At 69.3% G+C, this 18,620-nt stretch carries 18 protein-coding genes, 1 rRNA gene and 1 pseudogene; 10 read left to right on the plus strand and 10 right to left on the minus strand.

Annotated features, from left to right (window positions below; genetic code table 11):
• The first annotated feature begins 108 nt into the window (after positions 1-108).
• The 3 genes and pseudogenes from rrf (at position 109) to ON41_RS13425 (ending at position 2,821) form a co-directional block, all read left to right on the plus strand.
• A 5S ribosomal RNA gene (gene rrf, locus ON41_RS13415) occupies positions 109-225 on the plus strand.
• Between the two features lie 787 nt (positions 226-1,012).
• Positions 1,013-1,933: pseudogene (locus ON41_RS43630) on the plus strand (hypothetical protein); the annotation flags it as partial.
• A gap of 9 nt (positions 1,934-1,942) precedes the next feature.
• A complete protein-coding gene (locus tag ON41_RS13425) occupies positions 1,943-2,821 on the plus strand; it encodes an HAD-IIA family hydrolase (RefSeq protein WP_040747938.1) in 879 nt (292 codons plus the stop codon).
• A 359-nt stretch (positions 2,822-3,180) separates the two neighbouring features.
• Here the strand turns inward: ON41_RS13425 and ON41_RS13430 are convergent, their stop codons facing one another.
• From ON41_RS13430 to ON41_RS13440, 4 genes are all read right to left on the minus strand, one after another.
• A complete protein-coding gene (locus tag ON41_RS13430) occupies positions 3,181-4,080 on the minus strand; it encodes an SDR family oxidoreductase (protein WP_040747939.1) in 900 nt (299 codons plus the stop codon).
• A gap of 76 nt (positions 4,081-4,156) precedes the next feature.
• Complete coding sequence (locus ON41_RS13435; RefSeq protein ID WP_051161373.1) at positions 4,157-4,840, minus strand: YdcF family protein; 684 nt, start codon at positions 4,838-4,840, stop codon at positions 4,157-4,159.
• 46 nt (positions 4,841-4,886) lie between these two features.
• On the minus strand, positions 4,887-5,039 hold the full coding sequence (locus ON41_RS41550; RefSeq protein WP_157185454.1) for a hypothetical protein: 153 nt from the start codon (positions 5,037-5,039) through the stop codon (positions 4,887-4,889).
• On the minus strand, positions 5,036-5,893 hold the full coding sequence (locus tag ON41_RS13440; protein WP_040747940.1) for an alpha/beta fold hydrolase: 858 nt from the start codon (positions 5,891-5,893) through the stop codon (positions 5,036-5,038). The genes ON41_RS41550 and ON41_RS13440 overlap by 4 nt, the downstream gene beginning before the upstream one ends.
• Positions 5,894-5,988: 95 nt before the next feature.
• On the opposite strand from ON41_RS13440, the gene ON41_RS13445 reads away from it, so the two are divergent.
• Entirely contained in the window at positions 5,989-6,615 is a 627-nt protein-coding gene (locus ON41_RS13445; protein WP_083905329.1) for a TetR/AcrR family transcriptional regulator, read from the plus strand.
• A gap of 10 nt (positions 6,616-6,625) precedes the next feature.
• On the opposite strand, the gene ON41_RS13450 is transcribed toward ON41_RS13445, so the two are convergent.
• Positions 6,626-7,525: an aromatic prenyltransferase gene (locus ON41_RS13450; protein ID WP_040747941.1), complete on the minus strand. Its 900-nt coding sequence runs from the start codon at positions 7,523-7,525 to the stop codon at positions 6,626-6,628.
• Positions 7,526-7,741: 216 nt separating this feature from the next.
• On the opposite strand from ON41_RS13450, the gene ON41_RS41555 reads away from it, so the two are divergent.
• The 5 genes from ON41_RS41555 to ON41_RS13475 all read left to right on the plus strand — a co-directional run bounded on the left by ON41_RS41555 (position 7,742) and on the right by ON41_RS13475 (position 12,076).
• On the plus strand, positions 7,742-8,065 hold the full coding sequence (locus ON41_RS41555; protein ID WP_051161377.1) for a hypothetical protein: 324 nt from the start codon (positions 7,742-7,744) through the stop codon (positions 8,063-8,065).
• Positions 8,062-9,366, plus strand: coding sequence for a T6SS phospholipase effector Tle1-like catalytic domain-containing protein (locus ON41_RS38965; RefSeq protein ID WP_051161379.1), 1,305 nt, complete (start codon positions 8,062-8,064; stop codon positions 9,364-9,366). Before ON41_RS41555 ends, ON41_RS38965 begins: the two co-directional genes overlap by 4 nt.
• Before the next feature lie 70 nt (positions 9,367-9,436).
• Positions 9,437-9,919, plus strand: coding sequence for a cation:proton antiporter regulatory subunit (locus ON41_RS13465; protein WP_040747986.1), 483 nt, complete (start codon positions 9,437-9,439; stop codon positions 9,917-9,919).
• 5 nt (positions 9,920-9,924) lie between these two features.
• Positions 9,925-11,181, plus strand: coding sequence for a cation:proton antiporter (locus ON41_RS13470; protein ID WP_174411324.1), 1,257 nt, complete (start codon positions 9,925-9,927; stop codon positions 11,179-11,181).
• An 88-nt stretch (positions 11,182-11,269) separates the two neighbouring features.
• Positions 11,270-12,076, plus strand: coding sequence for a nucleotidyltransferase domain-containing protein (locus ON41_RS13475; RefSeq protein WP_040747942.1), 807 nt, complete (start codon positions 11,270-11,272; stop codon positions 12,074-12,076).
• 27 nt (positions 12,077-12,103) lie between these two features.
• Here ON41_RS13475 and ON41_RS13480 read toward each other — a convergent pair whose 3' ends face one another.
• Genes ON41_RS13480 through ON41_RS13490 form a run of 3 tightly spaced genes read right to left on the minus strand, consistent with a single transcriptional unit; the run spans position 12,104 to position 15,188 of the window.
• On the minus strand, positions 12,104-12,880 hold the full coding sequence (locus ON41_RS13480; RefSeq protein ID WP_246829523.1) for an SDR family NAD(P)-dependent oxidoreductase: 777 nt from the start codon (positions 12,878-12,880) through the stop codon (positions 12,104-12,106).
• Complete coding sequence (locus ON41_RS13485) at positions 12,877-13,818, minus strand: alpha/beta hydrolase (RefSeq protein ID WP_040747943.1); 942 nt, start codon at positions 13,816-13,818, stop codon at positions 12,877-12,879. Before ON41_RS13485 ends, ON41_RS13480 begins: the two co-directional genes overlap by 4 nt.
• Positions 13,815-15,188 carry a flavin-containing monooxygenase gene (locus ON41_RS13490; protein WP_040747944.1) on the minus strand — a complete coding sequence of 458 codons (1,374 nt, stop codon included), beginning with the start codon at positions 15,186-15,188 and terminating at the stop codon, positions 13,815-13,817. The genes ON41_RS13485 and ON41_RS13490 overlap by 4 nt, the downstream gene beginning before the upstream one ends.
• Positions 15,189-15,326: 138 nt before the next feature.
• On the opposite strand from ON41_RS13490, the gene ON41_RS13495 reads away from it, so the two are divergent.
• On the plus strand, positions 15,327-15,929 hold the full coding sequence (locus ON41_RS13495) for a TetR/AcrR family transcriptional regulator (RefSeq protein ID WP_040747945.1): 603 nt from the start codon (positions 15,327-15,329) through the stop codon (positions 15,927-15,929).
• A gap of 81 nt (positions 15,930-16,010) precedes the next feature.
• Here ON41_RS13495 and ON41_RS13500 read toward each other — a convergent pair whose 3' ends face one another.
• Positions 16,011-17,117 carry a TIGR03857 family LLM class F420-dependent oxidoreductase gene (locus tag ON41_RS13500; protein ID WP_040747989.1) on the minus strand — a complete coding sequence of 369 codons (1,107 nt, stop codon included), beginning with the start codon at positions 17,115-17,117 and terminating at the stop codon, positions 16,011-16,013.
• Between the two features lie 156 nt (positions 17,118-17,273).
• Positions 17,274-18,518: a hypothetical protein gene (locus ON41_RS13505; RefSeq protein WP_157185455.1), complete on the minus strand. Its 1,245-nt coding sequence runs from the start codon at positions 18,516-18,518 to the stop codon at positions 17,274-17,276.
• Between the last annotated feature and the right edge of the window lie 102 nt (positions 18,519-18,620).

Genomic DNA, 18,620 nt, shown 5'->3' on the forward strand with positions numbered 1-18,620 from the left:
GGATCCCGGTGAGAAGCATGCCGGGACGTGATGGTTCCGGTGTGCCCGGGGTCGTCATGGAGGTCCCGGCACGGTTTTGGCCGGGATCTGTGGATAGTTTCATAGAGTTACGGCGGTTATAGCGGTGGGGAAACGCCCGGTCCCATTCCGAACCCGGAAGCTAAGCTCACCTGCGCCGATGGTACTGCACTCGACAGGGTGTGGGAGAGTAGGACACCGCCGGAACATACTTCCCGAAAAGGGGGCCCATGCTGTGGGTCCCCTTTTCGCCGTTTACGGCCGGTGCCGCATCACGGCCGGTGCGTCCATCCGTGATTCAATTTCGTGTAGGCGGCCGACGGCCGGCACACAGCGACGACGTCTCGGCGGGCACCGAGCAGGAACAGACGAAGGGATCACCGTGTCGGAGCAGAACGAGGGTCGGAAACCCTTCCGCCGTAGCAGCGGGCCCGGCCAGGGGTCTGGCTCCGACCGACCCGGGTCCGATCGCGGCCGCGACCGGCCGTCGGGCGGCGGTTTCCGACGCGACGGCGGCCGCGACGACTCGGGCCGCGATTCCGACCGCCGTGGCGGCGACTCCGGTCGCGGCTCCAACGGCGACAACCGCGGCGGATTCAAACGCGGCGGCGGGTCCGACCGTCCCTATGGCGATCGCGATCGCGGCGACCGATCCGACCGTCCTTACGGTGACCGTGGAGGTCGATCCGACAGGCCCTATGGTGACCGCGGGAATCGATCCGACCGTCCCTATGGCGATCGTGACCGCGGCGACCGATCCGATCGGCCGCACGGTAATCGCGGCGGTTCCTCGGATCGCCCGTACGGCGATCGTGGCGCCAACCGTGGCGGCTTCTCCGATCGCCCCTCCGGCGACCGCGGCGGCAATCGCGGTGAGGGCCGGGGCGACGATCGTCGCGGTGGCTACGGCCGCGGCGCGGACCGCCGTGGCGGCGACCGTCCCGGCGGAAGTGGCTTCTCACGTCCCCAGGGCGACAAACGAAACTTCGGACGCGACGACGGCGAGCGCGGCGGATTCCGTCGCGGCGACGACCGGCGTCCCGACCAGGACCGTGGCCGATCCGACCGCCGCTCGGGCGACGGCGACCGCGGGTACGGCGGCGGACGCCCGGATGGCGACCGGGGTCCGGACCGCCATCGCGGCGGCGAGGGTGCCCAGTTCGGACGGGGTCGCGCGACCGATCGCCGCGAACGGCGCCCGGACGAGCCCGAACTGCCCGAGGACGTCGAGGCCGGTGAACTGGAATCCGCGGTCCGCCGCGACCTGCTGAGCCTGGACAAGAACAACGCGGACACCGTCGCCCGCCATCTGGTGATGGCGGCCCGTCTCCTCGACGAGGATCCGGAGCAGGCGCTGGCCCACGCCCGTGCCGCCCGGCAGCGGGCCGGCCGCATCGCGGTGGTTCGGGAGACCGCCGGTGTGACCGCGTATCACGCCGGTGAGTGGGCGGAGGCGCTGTCCGAACTGCGGACGGCCCGCCGGATGTCCGGCGGCTCCGGACTGCTCGCGGTCATGGCGGACTGCGAACGCGGCCTCGGCCGCCCCGAGCGGGCGATCGAGCTGGGCCGCAGCGACGAGGCCCGTCAGCTGAGCGGCGACGAGGCCACCGAACTACGGATCGTGGTCGCCGGCGCCCGCATGGACCTGGGCCAGTACGACCAGGCGGTGGTGACGCTCCAGACGCCGGAACTCGACCCGTCGCGGAGCGGTTCGGCCGCCGCGCGGTTGTTCTACGCGTACGCGGAGGCACTGCTGGCCGCCGGACGCGTCGACGAGGCTCTCAAATGGTTCCTCAACGCGGCGTCGGCGGATCTCGAGGGCGAGACCGACGCCGAGGAGCGGGCCGACGAATTGGCCGGCGGGACAACGGAAGTCGACGCGGACGAGGACTCCGGACGCGACGATCTCGAATAGGTGGGACAAGTGACGCGGTTGAGGGACCGGTTCGGCGCGCTGCTGCTGGACCTGGACGGCACGCTGTATCGCGGGAACGACGTGATTCCCGGTGCGCCCGAGGCGCTCTCGGGCGCAGCGTCCGCGCAGGCGCTGATGTATGTCACCAACAACGCCAGCCGGTCGGCCGCCGTGGTCGCGGCCCACCTTGCCGGTATGGGCTTCACCGCCACCGAGAACGAGGTGGTGACCAGCGCCCAGGCCGCGGCGCACGTCCTCGCCGACCGTCTGGACCGCGACGCGACGGTGCTCGTCGTCGGCACCGACGATCTGGTCGCCGAGGTCGAGCGGGTCGGTCTGCGTCCCGTCCGGCGCTTCGAGGACACGCCGCCCGACGCCGTGGTGCAGGGACATTCGCCGCACACCGCGTGGCCGGATCTGGCCGAGGCGGCCTACGCGCTGCGCGCCGGGGTCCTGTGGGTCGCCGCGAACACCGATGCCACGCTGCCGAACGAACGCGGCCTCGCGCCCGGCAACGGGTCGATGGTGGCCGCCCTGCGCACGGCCACCGATCTGGAACCGATCGTCGCCGGCAAACCGTACGCGCCTCTGATGGAGGACGCGCTGGACCGCGCGGACACCCGCGACGCTCTGGTGGTCGGCGACCGCCTCGACACGGATATCGACGGCGCCCACTGCGTCGGCCTGCCGTCACTCCTGGTCCTCACGGGTGTCAGCACCTTGGCCGACCTTCGCAAACAACCACCGGAACGCCTCCCCACCTTCATCGCCGACTCCCTGGACGCCCTGAATCACCCAGCCGCCCAGATCGACCCCGCAGGCGCAGACGGCGATATCGCCAACCTCCTCCGAGAGCACCCCGGCCGCGCCATCCCGATCGCCGGCTGACCCAGACTCCCGCGAGGGCCAGCCTCCCGCGAAGGTCAGCCTCCCGCGATGAGAGGGTCTCCGCGTGGTGAGAGGGTCTCCGCGTGGTGGGTCGGTCTTGCCGTGGCGAGGCGGTCTTGCCGTGGTGAGAGGGTCTCCGCGTGGTGGGTCGGTCTTGCCGTAGCGAGGCGGTCTTGCCGTGGTGGGACGGTCTCCCCGTGGCGAGGCGGTCTTGCCGTGGCGAGACGGTCTGCCGTGGTGAGACGGTCTCTTGTGGTGAGGCGTTGTCCTTGTTGGCGAGACACTCGCTGCGGTGAGACGGCCCCTGTGGCGGCAACCTTCCGCACGGGACGTAGGCGGTCGGAGACCGTGGTGGGTGGTCAGGACGGGAGGGCGTAGGCTCCGGCGGCTATGTCCTCCAGCAGGGTTGGGCCCGTGGGGGTCCATCCGAGGAGTTCGCGGGTGCGGTCGTTCGATGCGGTGATGTCCATGCCGAAGAAGCCGCCGATCCAGCCGAAGTGGGCCTGGGCGTCCTCGGGCGCTACCGAGACGGCGGGCACGTTCAGGTAGTCGCCGATCGCGGTGGCGATGTCGCGGGACGGGATGCCGGATTCGGCGACCGCGTGCATTCGCGAGCCCGCCGGGGCCTTCTCCAGCGCGAGGCCCACCATGCGGGCGGCGTCGGAGCGGTGCACGGCTGCCCAGCGGGTCGAGCCGTCGCCGACGTAACCCGCCGCGCCGTGTTCCTTCGCGACCTGCGTCAGGACCGAGGTGAAGCCGTGGTCGCCCATGCCGTGCACGGTCGGGGAGAACCGCAGCGCCACGGAACGGACGCCGCGCTCGGCGTAGGACAGCGCGAGGTTCTCGCTGCCGCCGCGCATCGAGTCGGCGCCGTGGAAGGGCGATTCGTCGTCCTCGGTCAGGGGCCGTCCGATGCCGCCCGACGCCAGCCCGGAGGCGAGCAGGAACGGGCGATCGCTGCCTGCGAGGGTATCGAGCATCCGCTGGACGGCCGCGTTCTCGCTGCGGCCGGCACCGGCGTAGTCGGTGAAATCGTGTTTGAAGGCGAGGTGGACGACCCCGTCGGCGGACGCGGCCGCCGCGGCGAGGCTGTCGAGATCGTCGAGGCTGCCGCGGTGGGCGGTGGCGCCCTTGGCCGCGAGCGTGTCGGCGGCCGCGTCGGAGCGGGCCAGTCCGACGACCTCGTGGCCGTGCGTGAGAAGTTCGTCCGTGACCGCCGAGCCGATCCAGCCGGAGGCACCGGTGACGAAGATGCGCATGACGACTCCTTTCAGGTATGTCAGTGACTGACATCGACAGTAGCACCGGATGTCAGTCACTGCCATCAAGAAAATGTCAGGCCGCCGGTGGCCCGGCATCCATACGCTGATTACCGCCCGCGCGGTTCAGGAGGGCGACAGCCGCCGCGCCCGCGCGGCGGCGGGCTATGGCGGCGAGTTCGTGGGCCGCGGTGGGAACCTTCAGCCACCACCGCTCGAGGAAGCGATAGTCGGCGGCGGGGGCCAGGCGGTCCGCGAGATCAGGCCGCTGGAGCAGGAGGTAGCGGCGGGCCCGGGCGGCGTGCATGGGATCGGAAGCGATCTTGATGTGGTCGGCGCGTTCCACCAGCGACATCGTGAATTCGATATTCTGCCACGTGCTTTCGGCCTCGGTCTCGGTGACGATGCGGGCGGCCGGCACGCCGAGAACGTCGTGGGTGTAGCGCGCCATCACCTCGGCCTCGGGCCACTCCCGCCGCACCGCGCCGCCGGTGAAGACGAGGCGCCCGTCGCGCCCGGGATCCAGCGAGCGCGCGGCGATACGGCAGCGCCAGCGTTGCAGCCGATGCGGGCTCCCGTCCTGATTCGCCGGATAACCCAGCACCACAACGGTTTCCGTTCCGCCGGGTCTCGCCGGCGCGGGGCGCAGGTACTGCCGCGACGCGCGCCAGGTCAGCCATTCGGCCGCGGCGATCGTCGCCATCGCGACCGTCGCCGCGGTGGCCCACCACCGGATCCCTCCGAGTCGAATACCGCGCACGCCGACATTGTGCCAAGTGGCACGCGGGATCGGCCGCAGCCCGCTCCTATCCGCGTTTGCGGGCGACCTCCGCGCGGTCGCGGTTCTGCGCGTGGCCGCCGCCGGCGCGGTACGTCTCGAGCGCGCGCTCCATGCTCTCGGGATCGAAATCCGCGGTGATATGCGAGATGACCAGGTGTTCGGGGTGCGGCTTGCTCACTGCCGGGGGGTCAGGAACGCGCGTAATGCGATTGTCAGGGCGGCGGGATTGTCCTCTTGCACGTTGTGTCCCGCGTTCGGCACGACGACGAGTTCGCCGTGGGGGATGCGGTCGACGAGCTGTTCGGCGGCGAGCTGGGGGAGGACCTTGCTGCGGGCGCCGCGAATCAGAAGGACCGGGTGCCGGGTCAGCTGGGTGGTCAGCCGGTGGATGGCGGCGAGGATGGCGGGAAAGTCGGGCGGGCTCGGATCGGCCTTCGGAATCCACTCGCCCTCGGGCGTGGGACGGAACAGCGTGTGCATCCGGTAGGCGACGGAGGCGCGGTCGGCGCGCGGGTTGAGCCGCAGTGCGGCGTCCACCACCGTGTCGAGGCTGCCGACCGCGCCGAGGCCGAGGGTGAACTCCCGCATACGCCGGGTGCTGTCGAAGTCCACGCCCGGGGCGACATCGATGAGCGCCAGCCGGTGCACGCGGTCCGGCCACGTGCCGGCGACGTGCGCCGCGACCACGCCGCCGAGTGACATACCGGCCAGGGCGAATCGGTCGATGCCGAGGTGATCGGCCGCGGCGGCGACGTCGGCGGCCATGGTGGCGACGCGGTAGTCGCCGGACCAGTCGCTGTCGCCGTGACCGCGCAGGTCCAGTGCTATCGGCCGGACGGTGCCGCGCAGGCCGAGACTCACGAAATCCCATGTGTGCGCGGACAGTTTGCCGCCGTGCAGCAGGAATACGGGGAAACCTTCTCCGCCCCAGTCGAATCCGTGCAGCCGGCAGCCCGTGCGCGAGTAGTGGATGTCGCGGGGCGGGGTGGGATCGTGAATGTCGACGCCCAACGCGGCCGCCAGCTCGGTCATCCCCGGAATCGTGGATCGTCCGTGCATGATGCTCCCCTTACCTTGGACCATCAATGTAAGACTCTTACATTGAGTGGTCAAGGTAAGATCGGCGGGTGGCCACCCGAGTGCGACGAAAGCCCGATGACGCGAAACGGCTGATCCTTGAGGCGGCGAGCAGGCTCCTGGCCGCGGGCGGACCGGCCGCGGTGCAGGTGCGTGCCGTCGCCGCCGAGGTCGGCGTGTCCGATGCGGCGGTCAACCATCACTTCGGTACGCGTGACCAGCTGTTGGAGTCGCTGCTGCGATTCGGCGGGGCCACGATGAAATCCGAACTGCGCGCCGTCCTGAACGCATGGCCCGACGGTCCGATCGATCCCGCCGAACTCGTGCGCGCCCTGTCCGCGCTGTATGCCCGCGGCTACGCCGAACTGGCCCTTGCCCTACACCAATCCGGGTGGCGGGATCCCAGCAGCGGCCTGCTCGACGAGGTCGTCGACCGCCTGCACACCCAGGCGGGCGAGCAGTGCGCGTCCACCGGGCGAACTCCCCCGTCCCGCGACGTGATCCGGCTCACGATGGCCGCCCTCCATCAGGCCGTCGCCCTGGATCCGTTGTTCGGCAACGAATTCCGCCGCAGCGCCGGCCTGACCTCTGCTGGCGAGCGCACGCTGGAGTGGTGGGCCGAGGTGGTGCGGGCGACTCTCGATGGAGAGTTGGGGGCTGTGCCGCCGACCGGTTAGCCGGTGCGGGTCACCGTTGCTGGGGGACTTCGGCTCCGCCGGGGAGGACGAAGCGCATGGGGGAGGTGTAGTCGGCCTGGATCTTGTAGTACTTGCCGGAGGGTCCGTAGGCGGCGTAGAAGGCGGCGGCGTGGGGGCCCGGGCCCGCGACCGGGCCGGTGGCGAAGCGGGACAGCGTCGGGTCGAGATCGGGGAACTGGTCGCGAAAGTAGCGGGCGGGGAAGCAGATTCGCAGAATGTTCGGCGAGGTCCACGAGAAGGTGCGGTAGATGGTGAAGGGGGAGGCGAGGACGGTCAGCTCCTCCTCGCTCGGCGGGACGAAACCGAGTTCCGCCAGGATCGCGACGATGTTCTCCGGGGTGATCTGCCCCGGCGCCTGGATCGACGCGTACAGGTTCATCGTGCGGCTGGCGAAATCCATTGCTATCAGCGCGAGTTGGTCGCCGCCCCAGCGCTTCAGGTGGCCGGTGTGCGCCCGCGCGGACTCCGGGACCCCGTCGACGGCCAGCAGCCGGTCGACGGGGATCAGCTCCGGGAAGCTGGCCCAGATCTTCTGTACGCCCGAGGTGACGCCCACGTCGACACCCCACTGCACCGGTTCGGTGGCGGAGATCGCGGCCAGAACCTTCTCCATCGGATGGCCGGTGAACTCCAGCAGCCCCTCCGCACGCAATCGGTCGGGCGCGTTGGCGGCCGCGGGGAGATTCACGAACCGGATGCTCAGCTCCCGCTCGTCGACCGCGTGCGTCGTGGTGCGTACCGCCAGCCACGACTGTGGCCAGAACTCGTCGCCCAGTGCGTCCAGTACCGCGTTCACCACCGCCGGGTCGTACCCGACCTCGGCCAGCCGCGCGTACTCCCGCAGATCCGCGTGGAGCTGCTCGCGCGTCACATCCAGCGGCATGCCCATGAATCACCCCTGTCCCGAGCCCGTCGTGTACCAGCCCAGGATAGGCGGCCGCTCCGCATCGCCGTGGACGGTTTCCGCAAACGACCGGCACCGTGCCGAAACGGTCGCTCGGTTCCTTTTTACGGTCAGGGCCCCTATCACTTCCGGATGGGAAATAAGGGGTGTGTCACGAGATCCGGGTAGTGATTGTTGTTCCGTGCCTTTATCTTCGATGGCATGTGGCTCTATGCCTTATGGGGGTTTCTCGGCGCGGCATTCTTTTGCGGCGTCGAGTTCCTGGAAGCCGGTCAGCGTGTCGGAGGATGGCCCTGGAAGCGTCCCGCGGGGCCGGGTGGCGGGCCCTACGCGGTGGCGATCGTCGTTCGCCTGGCGCTGGGGGCCGGGGTGACGGCCGCGCTCGCCGCGGGAGGGGTCCTCACGAATGTGTTGGTCGCGGTCGGGGCGGGGGCCGCAGCGCCGGCCATCCTGAAAAGTCTTGCCGCGCTGGCCGAGCGGATGCCGATCAGGCTGCCCGCGGGAAGCCGAGGTGGGAGCGCGTGAAACGACTGGTGGTGTGTTGCGACGGCGAATGGAGAACCGGCCCGCGCGTCGCCGGTGACCGGTTCGGACACCGGCTGCTGTCGGCGCTGGCGGGGACGACTCGGGCGTTCGCGCGGCCTCCCGCCGACGAGCCCGCGACCCGTGGCCGTCGCGTGCTGTCCGCGCTCGCCGGTTCGACCGCCGCATTCGCCCCGGGCCCGGCCGCGGAGTATCCCGAACCCGATGCCGGGGTGTCCAATATCCTGCAGATCGCGAAATCCGTGCGGCTGGGCACGACGACGGAAGCCGGCCGGTATGTCGGTCAGCGAGTCTTCTATATGAACGGTGCGGACCCGCAGGGCACTCTCGATACGGAACTCTCGACGATGTATCGCCAGCTGGCGCTGAATTGGGAGCCGGGCGATCAGATCTTTATTTTCGGTTTCAGCCGCGGCGCCTATACCGCGCGCAGTCTGGCGGGGATGATCGGCCGGTTCGGGCTGATGGGTATCCGGGGTATAGCCGCCGGCCGGTATCCCGAGGTGCTGGCGTATTACCGGGAACGCAAACAGCATCCCGACGAGCCCGATCCGCCGCACTGGACGGATTTCCGTGCGGCCAACTGCCATTACCCCGTTCCGATCGAATTCCTGGGTGTGTTCGACACCGTCGGCGCGATGGGCGTGCCGGGACTTCGGCGGTGGCGGTACCGGTTTCCCGATATGCGGCTGTCGCCGTATGTGCAATGCGCTCGCCAGGTACTCGCCATCGATGAGCGCCGCCGTGTGTTCGCACCATGCCTGTGGGAGGTCGACGACGCGGTCGCCGGGCCGCTGCGTTCCGATCGGATCGAACAGGTGTGGTTCAAGGGTGGGCACACCGATATCGGCGGCGGCAATGCGGACTCCCGGCTGTCGGATCCGACGCTGCGCTGGATGGTGAACGAGGCCGCCGCGCGTGGTCTGGTATTCGAACGCGAACCCTTCGAGAAGTTCTCGGAGAGTGGCGCTTTCGACGCTTCCGCACAGCCGCGTAACGAGCTGACGGTTACGGATCGGCTCCTGAATCTGATCGGCCGGCTGCTCGATCCGCAGAGCCCGTACTACTATCCGGATTCCTGGCGCCGCCTGGACACCGGCACCCCGAATACGTACCTCTCGAATACCGTCGTGATCAGCGACGACTACCGCCCGCCGAATCTCGAACGCTGGCAACACGAACTCGCGCGGCAGGGCAAATCGCTGCCGTACGAGCCGGGGACCGATGCCGCTGCGGCAACCTCACCCCGCCCCGAGGATCCGCAGCGCACCCGCTCCCAGTGATCTCGCGGCATTCACCGGCGGGCATATGGCGACCGTGCGGGCGCTGAAGATCCCTCGATAGGGTGGGGTGGTGAACGTCGAGGTTACACAGCTGCCGGGTATCGGTGTGCGCAAAGATTTTCCATTGAAAGATTCCCGTCGCCGGGTCGGGGTGATCGATCATAAGGACGGCACGATCGATCTCATAGTGAGCAAACCCGGGAATCCGGATGCGACGGACCAGATTTCGCTGTCGGCCCACGAGGCCGCGGTATTGGCCAATCTGCTGGGTGCGCCACAGTTGGTGGCGCAGCTGCGAAACGAGCATCGCGACTACGGCGATCTGACGACGCGCCAGCTGGTGATCCGGGACGGATCGCCGTTCGACGCCCGATTGCTGGGCGATACGCAGATGCGGACCAGGACGAAGGTTTCGATCGTCGCGGTGGTGCGCGCGGGTCAGGCGATTCCCTCGCCGGGACCGGATTTCGCGTTCACCGCCGGTGACGTGCTCGTTGTTGTCGGAACGGCGGAGGGGCTCGCGGCTGCCGACAGACTATTGATGGACGGCTGAAACGTATGGTGGAGCATGAAACCGCCCTGGCGCTGATTCAGCTGGGCGCGGTGTTTTTCGGTTTGGGTCTACTGGGCAGAGTTGCCGCGCGGATCGGGATGTCGCCGATTCCGTTGTATCTGATCGGGGGGCTGGTCTTCGGCACCGGCGGGCTGATCGAACTGGATCACGTGGACGAGTTCATCCACCTGGCCAGCGAGATCGGCGTCGTGTTGCTGTTGTTGCTGCTCGGCCTGGAATACACCGCGAACGAGCTGGTCACGGGAATGCGCAAGTCCTGGCTCGCCGGTGTGCTGGATATCGTTCTGAACGCGACGCCCGGTGTCGTGGTCGCGTTGCTGCTGAAATGGGGACTCACCGGCGCGGTCGCGATGGCGGGCGTCACGTATATCTCCTCGTCCGGAATCGTGGCGAAGGTGCTGGGGGATCTCGGCCGGTTGGGTAACCGGGAGACGCCCACGATTCTGTCGATTCTGGTGTTCGAGGATCTGGTGATGGCCGGGTATCTGCCGGTCCTGACCGCGGTGCTGGCCGGCGTCGGATTCGCGGCCGGGGTGAAGACCCTGGGCATCGCGCTGGCGGCGGTCACGGTGGTGCTGGTCGTCGCGCTGCGCTACGGCAAATACGTGTCGATGATCGTCGACAGCGAGGATCGGGAGATCTTCCTGCTGAAGCTGCTGGGATCGGCGCTGCTGGTGGCCGGTGTGGCCTCCGCGTTGCAGGTGTCGGCGGCGGTGGGCGCGTTCCTGCTGGGTATCGCGATCTCGGATTCGACCGCCCATACCGCGACGAAGATCCTGGAACCGTTACGGGACCTGTTCGCCGCGTTGTTCTTCGTGCTGTTCGGGCTGAGTACCGATCCGACCAGTATTCCGCCCGTGCTGGGCTGGGCGGTCGTGCTGGCGGTGGCCACGGTCGCGACCAAGGTAGCCACCGGATGGTGGGCGGCCAAACGCGCCGGAGCGTCGACGTACGGGCGGGCGCGTGCCGGTACGGCGCTGGTGGCTCGCGGCGAATTCTCCATCGTGATCGCCGGATTGGCGGTGACGACCGGTGCGGTCCCGCCCGAGTTCGCGGCGCTGGCCACCACCTACGTCCTGCTGATGGCCGTGCTCGGCCCGATCGCGGCCCGCGTGGTGGAGCCGATTCTGGTCGTGGTTTCGCGGTTGCGCTCGTCCAAGCGCAGCGGAACCCGGTCCACCCTCGAAACGTCCGGCGCGGACGGCGTCACGGGCCAGAGCCAGGCAGTGACGGAGTCCTAGCGCCGCCGGTGCCCGCCCAGCGAGGCGACTCCGCTGCCCCCGCGAAATGCGGTGGCCCGGGGTCGTCCGGGGCGGGCATAGTGCCCGCATGGAGATCGTGGGACTGGACGCCGACGGGTTCATCGCCCGGGAAGGTTCGCTCGACCGGATTCAGGCGCCGTTCGCACCGGTGGTCGACCATGCGTGCGCGGCCATCGAGGAGACCTTCGGCCCCGACCGCCTGCACAGCGCCTACCTGTACGGCAGCGTTCCCCGGGGCAGCGCCGTCCCGGGCGTGTCCGACCTCGACGTACTCCTCGCCCTCCGGCAGGAACCCACCCCGCCCGACCGGTCCGACGCCGGGTCCCTCGCCACCGTGCTGGATGCCACCCACGCCGTGATCAACGGCGCCGGCATCGAACTCGCTTCCACCGCAACGTTACTCAGCGATATCGAACGCCACGACCTGGGCTGGTTCGTCGCCTGCCTGTGCACGCCGCTGCTCGGCGACGACCTCGCGGCGTACCTCCCGCGCTACCGGCCCACAGCACACCTCGCCCGCGAGACCAATGGGGACCTCGACCAGGCGGTCCGATCCTGGCGGGCGCAGCGCGGCGGCGACCTCACCGAGGTCGAGCGCCTCCGGCTGACCAGGCGGGCCTCCCGCCGCATCGTGCGATCGGGCCTGACCCTGGTGATGCCGCGCTGGGGTGGATGGACCAGCGATCTGGCCCGCTCGGCGGAGATCTTCGCCCGCTACTACCCGTCTCGCGGCGCCCAGATGCGCACGGCCGCAACGATCGCGCGCGTCCCGGCCGAGGACCCGGTCGTCCTCGACATGCTCCTCGACGACCTCGGGCCGTGGCTCGCCGCCGAATACATCCGGGTGCACGGAACCAAGGCGCCTCGCGGCTGACACCCTATTGGATTGTGAGACAACGGGTTACGGGGAAGGTAGGTCGGTCGAGAGTGCTCGGAGTTTGGCGACGGTGTCGGGGTAGCGGCGGAGGTGGGCGCCGCCGTTGAGGTCTATGGCAGCGCCGGTCATCCAGCCGGAGCGGTCGGAGGCGAGGAAGGCGGCGAGTTCGGCGACGTCTTCCGGGCGGCCGCTGCGGGCGAGGGGGGTGTTCTCGAGGTATTCCTCGCGCAGGCCCGGCACCATGGCGATGCCGGCTACCAGCGGGGTGTCGACGAGGCCCGGTGAGATCGCGTTGACGCGGACGCCGCGGTCGGCCAGTTCCAGCGCCGCCACCTGGACCAGCATGAGGACGCCCGCCTTGGCCGAGCAGTAGGCCGCCAATCCCGTCCCGGGCTGGCGTCCGTTGAGGGAGGCCACGCAGACGATGCTGCCGTTGTCGGCGAGGTGCCGTCCGGCGTGCTTGACCACGAGGAAGGTCCCGGTCAGGCAGACATCGAGGGTGGTCTGCCAATTCGCGAGGTCGAGTTCGGTGACCGCGCCGAACATCGACAGACCCGCGCAGTGCACCACGGTGTGGGCGCCGGCCGCCGCGCGCAATCCCTCGGCCACCGAATCCTCGTCGGTCACGTCCATTCGTACCGCGGTCACCGCGTCGCCGAGTTCGTCGGCTAGGCGCCGCGCGGCCGCCTCATCGATATCGGCGACGACCACCCGGTATCCCTCGGCGGCCAGCAGGCGCACGGTGGCGGCGCCGATACCGGACGCACCGCCGGTGACCACCGCGGTGCTGCCCGCGCTCACGCGGACCGTCCCGGACTCGTCACGGTCCGCGGGGCGAGATGCCTTCGCAGGAAACGCAATTGGTGGTCGACGGCGGTCTCGAACCAGGGCCGGTCCGGGAACAGGTCGAAGTGGTCGCAGGGGTAGTGGCGCACCTCGGCCCGCGCCGCGAACGCGGTCTTCGCCGCCGCGTGCGGCGGTGCGGCCCTGTCGAAGTCGGCGATCTGCACCAGCACCGGCGCGGTGATGCGATCGGCGTGACGGCCCGGCCGGTAACCACCGAGTTCCAGCGCGACCGCGGCGTCCACCTCGTTACGCCAGGTCGGACCGGACAGGCCGAGGTAGCTGTCGTAGAAGCCGTCGGCGGTCAATGCAGCGCGCTCGCCGGGCCGTCCCACCAGGGGAATCATCACCGGCCGCCGGCCCAGCCGGGCCGATACCGCGCTGCGCACCGCCGTGACCGCCGAGCCGGCGACCGCCCGCGCGCCCACCTGCCGCAGGGCGAGGAGACCGGCGGCCGGTCCGGAGACGAGCGGAACGGCGGCGATCACCGCGGCGACATCCGTGCGGTCCGCGGCGACGGTCAGCGCGTGCCCGCCCGACATCGATACTCCCCACAGCACCAGCCGACCGGGATCCACGCCGGTCTGCCGCCCGGCCGCGGTCGCCGCGGCCCGGAAGTCCGCCACCTGTCCCGCGACCGAGACCCGCTGCCGCGGCTGTCCGGCGGAGGCGCCGAAACCCCGGTAGTCGAAGGCGAATACGGCGAGACCCGCGGCGCGGAAGATGTTCGCGAAGGGCAGCAGTCCGGAGTCCTTGGTCCCTCCGAATCCGTGTGCCATCACCACGACCGGACGGCCGTCGGCGCTTTCGAAGGGACCCGCGGGCTCCGGCTCGAAAAACCATGCATCGCACGAAATTCCGTGCGAGGAGAACTCGACCTGCCGATAGTTCGTCACCGGTGCGCCTCCTGGCTCCGCTGTGCGCCCGCCTGTGACCAGCGCGGGGGACCCGCGGCCGCCGCCCGGCGCGCACCGGCCGGCAGTTCCCGGACCCGCATGTCGTGTTCGTAGAGGAAGTAGTCCAATTGCTGTGTGTGCCTGGGGCGGTCGAGCATGTGACCGGTGTAGAACTGCTGGTCGGCGACGATCACGCGGCGCATCTCGGCCTCGCCGGGCGGCCGGTAGCGCCCGGCGGCGTAGGCCGCGATCAGGCGGGCCTGGCATTCCACGAACGGGAACAGCGTCGGTGTGGCCTGGGCGAATCCGGCGAACATCAGATCGTCCATGCCGGGCAGGAAGATTCGTTTGTAGAGATCGATCCGGTTGTCCGGTGCGCTGATGAAATCGGGGTCGAAGAACGGGAAGGTGATGTTGTAGCCGGTGGCGTAGACGACGATATCGAAGTCGTCGCTGCTGCCGTCCCGGAAATACGCTGTGCGGCCGTCGAATCGCTCGATATCGGGCTTGGCGATCACGTCACCGGAGCCCAGGCGCAGCGGCAGTTCCACCGATTGCGTCGGATGCGCCTCGAAGAATTTGTGGTTCGGCGTGGGCAGGCCGTAGTTCTCCGGCCGCCCCGCCGTGAGCGGCTGACCCCACTGGACGACCTTGCGCTGCCACGACGTCGGGATATACGGAAAAGTCCGGAAGTACTTGTCCGCCGGACGTCCCGCGATGTACTTCGGCACGATCCAGGCGCCCGACCGGGTGGACAGCGTGAGCCGGTTGTCCAGCGCCTTCGACGACAGTTCGACGGCGATATCGGCCGCGCTGTTGCCGAGTCCGACCACGAGGATCCGGCGGCCGCGGAAATCCAGCGGGGTGTCCGGATCGATGTAGTGATGGGCGTGCAGGGTCTCGCCGGTGAACTCGCCCGGGAAATCCGGATAGCGCGGGTCCCAGTGGTGCCCGTTGGCGACCACGAGCAGATCGAATCGCCGGACCTCGCCGCGTTCGGTGGTGAGTTCCCAGCCGCCGTCCGGCAGCCGCCGCGCCGCGGTGACGCCGTTGCGGAATTCGATGGCATCGGTGAGATCGAATGCCGCGCAATAGTCGTCGAGATATCGCTTGATCTGCGTGTGGTGCGGGAAATCCGGATAGTCCACGGGCATCGGGAAATCCCGGAACGACAGCCGGTGCTTGGAGGTATCGATGTGCAGCGATCGGTAGGCGCTGCTGTGGCCGTTCGGATTCCCGAAGGCCCAGTTGCCGCCGACCCGGTCCGACGATTCGAAGCACACGTACGGCACGCCGTAGTCGTTGAGCATCTTGCCGGCGGTCAGCCCGCTGATGCCGGCGCCGATGACAGCGGTCCGCGGTAGGTACATCGTGCGTCCTTTCCGAGCGTAGACAGATCGGAGACTCTGTCTACAGTGGACAGAATCTCAGAAGTGTCTACTATTTGCTAAGGTTTTCGCGGAACCGGCGGAAATTCGCCGGTCACGGACCGATCGAAAGCGGGGCGTGTGACCGAGGCACCGGTGAACGGGGTGGTGGACCAGCTGCTCGACGCCGCGCAGACATTGCTGGCGCGCAAGGGAATTCGCGCCACGACCGTCATCGAGGTGGCCGAGGAGGCGGGGGTGTCGCGGGCCTGGCTGTATCGCCACTTCCCGGACAAGTCGGCGCTGCTGGGCGCGGCGATCGTGCGGCTGACGGATTCGTTCTGGAGTGGTGCGCGGGCCGAACTCGACACCTTCGGCACGTTCACGGAGCAGCTCGTGGCGGGCGTGCGGATCGGGCGCCGCGTCTACGACGATCCGGGGGCGCTGCCGCTGCGGCTGCGGGTGACCGAGCCGGAGGAGTTCGCGGCGTGTGTGGGCGCGGGGGTTTCGGGCTTGGTTCCGGATCTCGGGGCGTTCTGGCTGCCGTATGTCGAGGCCGCGATGGCTCGCGGCGAGATCGCCGGGCGGCACGATCCACGCGAGGTGTCGGAGTGGATCGCGCGGGTGCTGATCAGCCTGGGCACCATGCCGGGGGAGACGATCGATGCCGACGATCCGGCCACTGTCCTCCGCCATCTGCGCACCTTCGTCTTGCCGGGTCTGCGGGCCGATCCTCGCGGGTGAGATGACCACGGTGCCAGGCGGGCGATCCACGCGGGGTGCCGTGTCCGGGCCGTGTGCCGATCCGCGTGGGCGACGCGTTCGTCAGGACTGCACCGGCACATCTTGCGCCGCACCGGGATTCACGGGCAGGCTGCGGTCGACGGGTCGGATCGCCCGGTAGGCGGCGACCACCGGCGCGAGTTCGGTGGGGGTGGCGCCGTGCAGGATCACCGAGTCGACGCCGAGGGTGAACTGGCGCGCCACGGCCGCGGCGCAGGCGGCGGCGGATCCGGTCGCGCAATCGCGGACCCACGCGTCGGGAATCGTCGCGGCCAACTCCCGCACCTCCTCGGGTGTGGCGGTGGCATCGATCGCCCCGCGCGCTCCGGTGAACGCCGCAGTCGCTCGCACGCGATCCAGATCCGTTGCGTGCCAGCCGTTCGCGCGCACGAGGGCGTCCGGGTAGCCCTGCAGGTAGGTGGCCAGCCGGCCGTAGAGCCTGCGCAGTCGTTCCTGTTCGGAATGCTGGTCGTCGACGGTCGCCAGCACCGACCAGATCCGCACCGACGACGGATCGCGTCCCGCCCGTTCGGCCGCGCCGCGCACGGTGGCGACCGCCGCGGCCACTGCCTCGTCGCTCAGGAAGGTGTGCAGCACGACCGCGTCGGCGATGCGGCCGGCGAGCGCCAGCGTCCGGGAACCCATGGTGGCCAACAGGATCGGCGGCGGCGTGAGGTCGACGCCGAGATGCAGGACCGGGTAGTTCCCGATCAGGCCGTCGTGGCCGACGATGGTCTCACCGCGCCACAACCGGCGCAGGACGTCCACGAATTCGGCGAGCTGCGCACCGGTGACCGTCGGCAGCCCGAGCACCTGCCACTGGGCGGTGATGCCCCGTCCGAGCCCGAGCGCGAACCGGCCCTCGCCGAGTTCGGCGAGCGTCGCCCCCATTGTGGCCGTGACCAGCGGATGGCGGGTGTGGTGATTGGTCGCCGCCGTCGCCACGCCGAGCCGGGGCGCGGCCGCGGTGAGCGCACCGGACAGCACGGCCGCGTCCTTCACATTGAAGCGCTCCGAAACGAACGCGGCCCCGAGCCCGATCCGGTCGGCGACCGCCGCCTCGGCCACCAGTTCGGCGGGCCGCACCGGATGCCGGGACAACGCGTAGTACCCCAGCTCGGGGAGAAGATCCGGATCGGGCTGCGACATCGCCACTCCTCGTCGTCGCTGCGGCTTGCGCCGGTGGAACCGCTCCCGAATCTAGAACAAGTTCCATCAGTCGGTACACAGATCGAGAAAGTTGTCTACTGCCGAACGCGATCACCGGAAACGGAATACCCCTCCGAGGCGAGCCCGCTGGACCGGCTAGTGCGTGGTGCCCAGGTTGCGGATGACCTGCTGCATCGCGGGCACGAGCATGGTCTGGGCCTCCGTCGCGGTCAGCCCGTTGCGGTGCTGGGAATCATGGGCGCGCAGGTCCACGACGAACCGTCCCTGCCGCACGGTCACCGCCCCGGCCGCGCCCAGCATGTTCGGATCATCGAGGACCGCCGATTCGTCACCGATCGGGACACCGGTGGGCTGCCCGTTGTGCTGCCTGCGGACGAAAGCGATGTCCTTCTTCGCCGCCTCGTCCGACAGGTAGCTCTTGATCTCCACTTCCAGCGCCTGCCGGTCGTCCGGATCGAGTTCGCCCGTGCCGCGATAGCACTTCATCGCGACGTAGTTCTTGTCGCGGGACTCGGCATCGAAGGTCGTCTGCCCGACCGCGGTGGCGGGGTCCTCCACCACCAGCGGTGACAGCGTGCCGTGATACGCGGCGGCGAAGACGTCCTGGGTGATCAGCGGGCACGGCTGGGCGACGGTGGCGGGGAACGCCGCCCGGTCGTAGGAGATCGTGGCGGGGCCGGTGGGAGCGGTGGCCTGTGCTTCCATACCGGCCGCGATGGTGGTGACGATGTCGTGCAGTTTCGGGCCGTAACCATCGGCCGCGAGATCGACATCGATGTTCACGTGCTGGCCGTGTATCCACATGTTCACCGCCCCCCGCTGATCGTCCCGGTTGGGTGTGTCCGCCAGCTGCGCGGACACGTTCACCCCGCCGAATTTCTGAGCGCCCGGGTACTTCTCGATTCCGCTGGTGCCCGGGTAATAGGGTTCCTGGGCCACTGCGATCGACAGATGCTCGGTGCCGGAGCGGTTCGGCGCGGCGAATCCGTACTCGCATTTGTTCAGTGCGAAGGTCTTCGCGGACGGTGCGGTACTCGGCCCCGCGCGCAGCGGTCCGGTGCCGTCGGCCGCGATATAGGTGCGTTCGAAGGTGGAGTTGGGCAGCGGGTTGGGATCGGTGTGGACATCCAACTTGCGCAGGTCGGCCAACGTCAGCAGATTGCATGCCTGCACCACCGGCGTGCCCTGATAGGTCGCGGGCGTCGGATTCGGGATTTCGCCCAGCGGCGCCGGATCGGCCACCCCCGGGATGGGACTCGAATAGCCGGGCCGGGTGATCGTCTTGCCGTCCCCCTCGGCGGTTGCCGTGGAATCACTTCCCGACGAACCGAATACCGGTCGCAGCACCGTGAACGCGACGATTCCGAGAACCACGACCACACAGCCGACGATCACCACGATGCGAGCGGTTGAGGACTTGGGCGGTTGCGGCGGCCGCGGTTGCCACTGCGGCGGATACGGTTGCTGAACCGGTGGTCTCCA

It is taken from the genome of Nocardia transvalensis NBRC 15921 (assembly GCF_000308875.1).
GTDB lineage: Bacteria > Actinomycetota > Actinomycetes > Mycobacteriales > Mycobacteriaceae > Nocardia > Nocardia transvalensis.

Coding starts and splice junctions, on each gene's coding strand:
- ON41_RS13430 (WP_040747939.1), bottom strand. CDS start 4,080: ATGCGCATCTTCGTCACCGGTGCCTCCGGCTGGATCGGCTCGGCGGTC.
- ON41_RS13440 (WP_040747940.1), bottom strand. CDS start 5,893: ATGACCGAGCTGGCGGCCGCGTTGGGCGTCGACATTCACGATCCCACC.
- ON41_RS13450 (WP_040747941.1), bottom strand. CDS start 7,525: ATGGGCATGCCGCTGGATGTGACGCGCGAGCAGCTCCACGCGGATCTG.
- ON41_RS41555 (WP_051161377.1), top strand. CDS start 7,742: ATGTGGCTCTATGCCTTATGGGGGTTTCTCGGCGCGGCATTCTTTTGC.
- ON41_RS13470 (WP_174411324.1), top strand. CDS start 9,925: ATGGTGGAGCATGAAACCGCCCTGGCGCTGATTCAGCTGGGCGCGGTG.
- ON41_RS13475 (WP_040747942.1), top strand. CDS start 11,270: ATGGAGATCGTGGGACTGGACGCCGACGGGTTCATCGCCCGGGAAGGT.
- ON41_RS13490 (WP_040747944.1), bottom strand. CDS start 15,188: ATGTACCTACCGCGGACCGCTGTCATCGGCGCCGGCATCAGCGGGCTG.
- ON41_RS13500 (WP_040747989.1), bottom strand. CDS start 17,117: ATGTCGCAGCCCGATCCGGATCTTCTCCCCGAGCTGGGGTACTACGCG.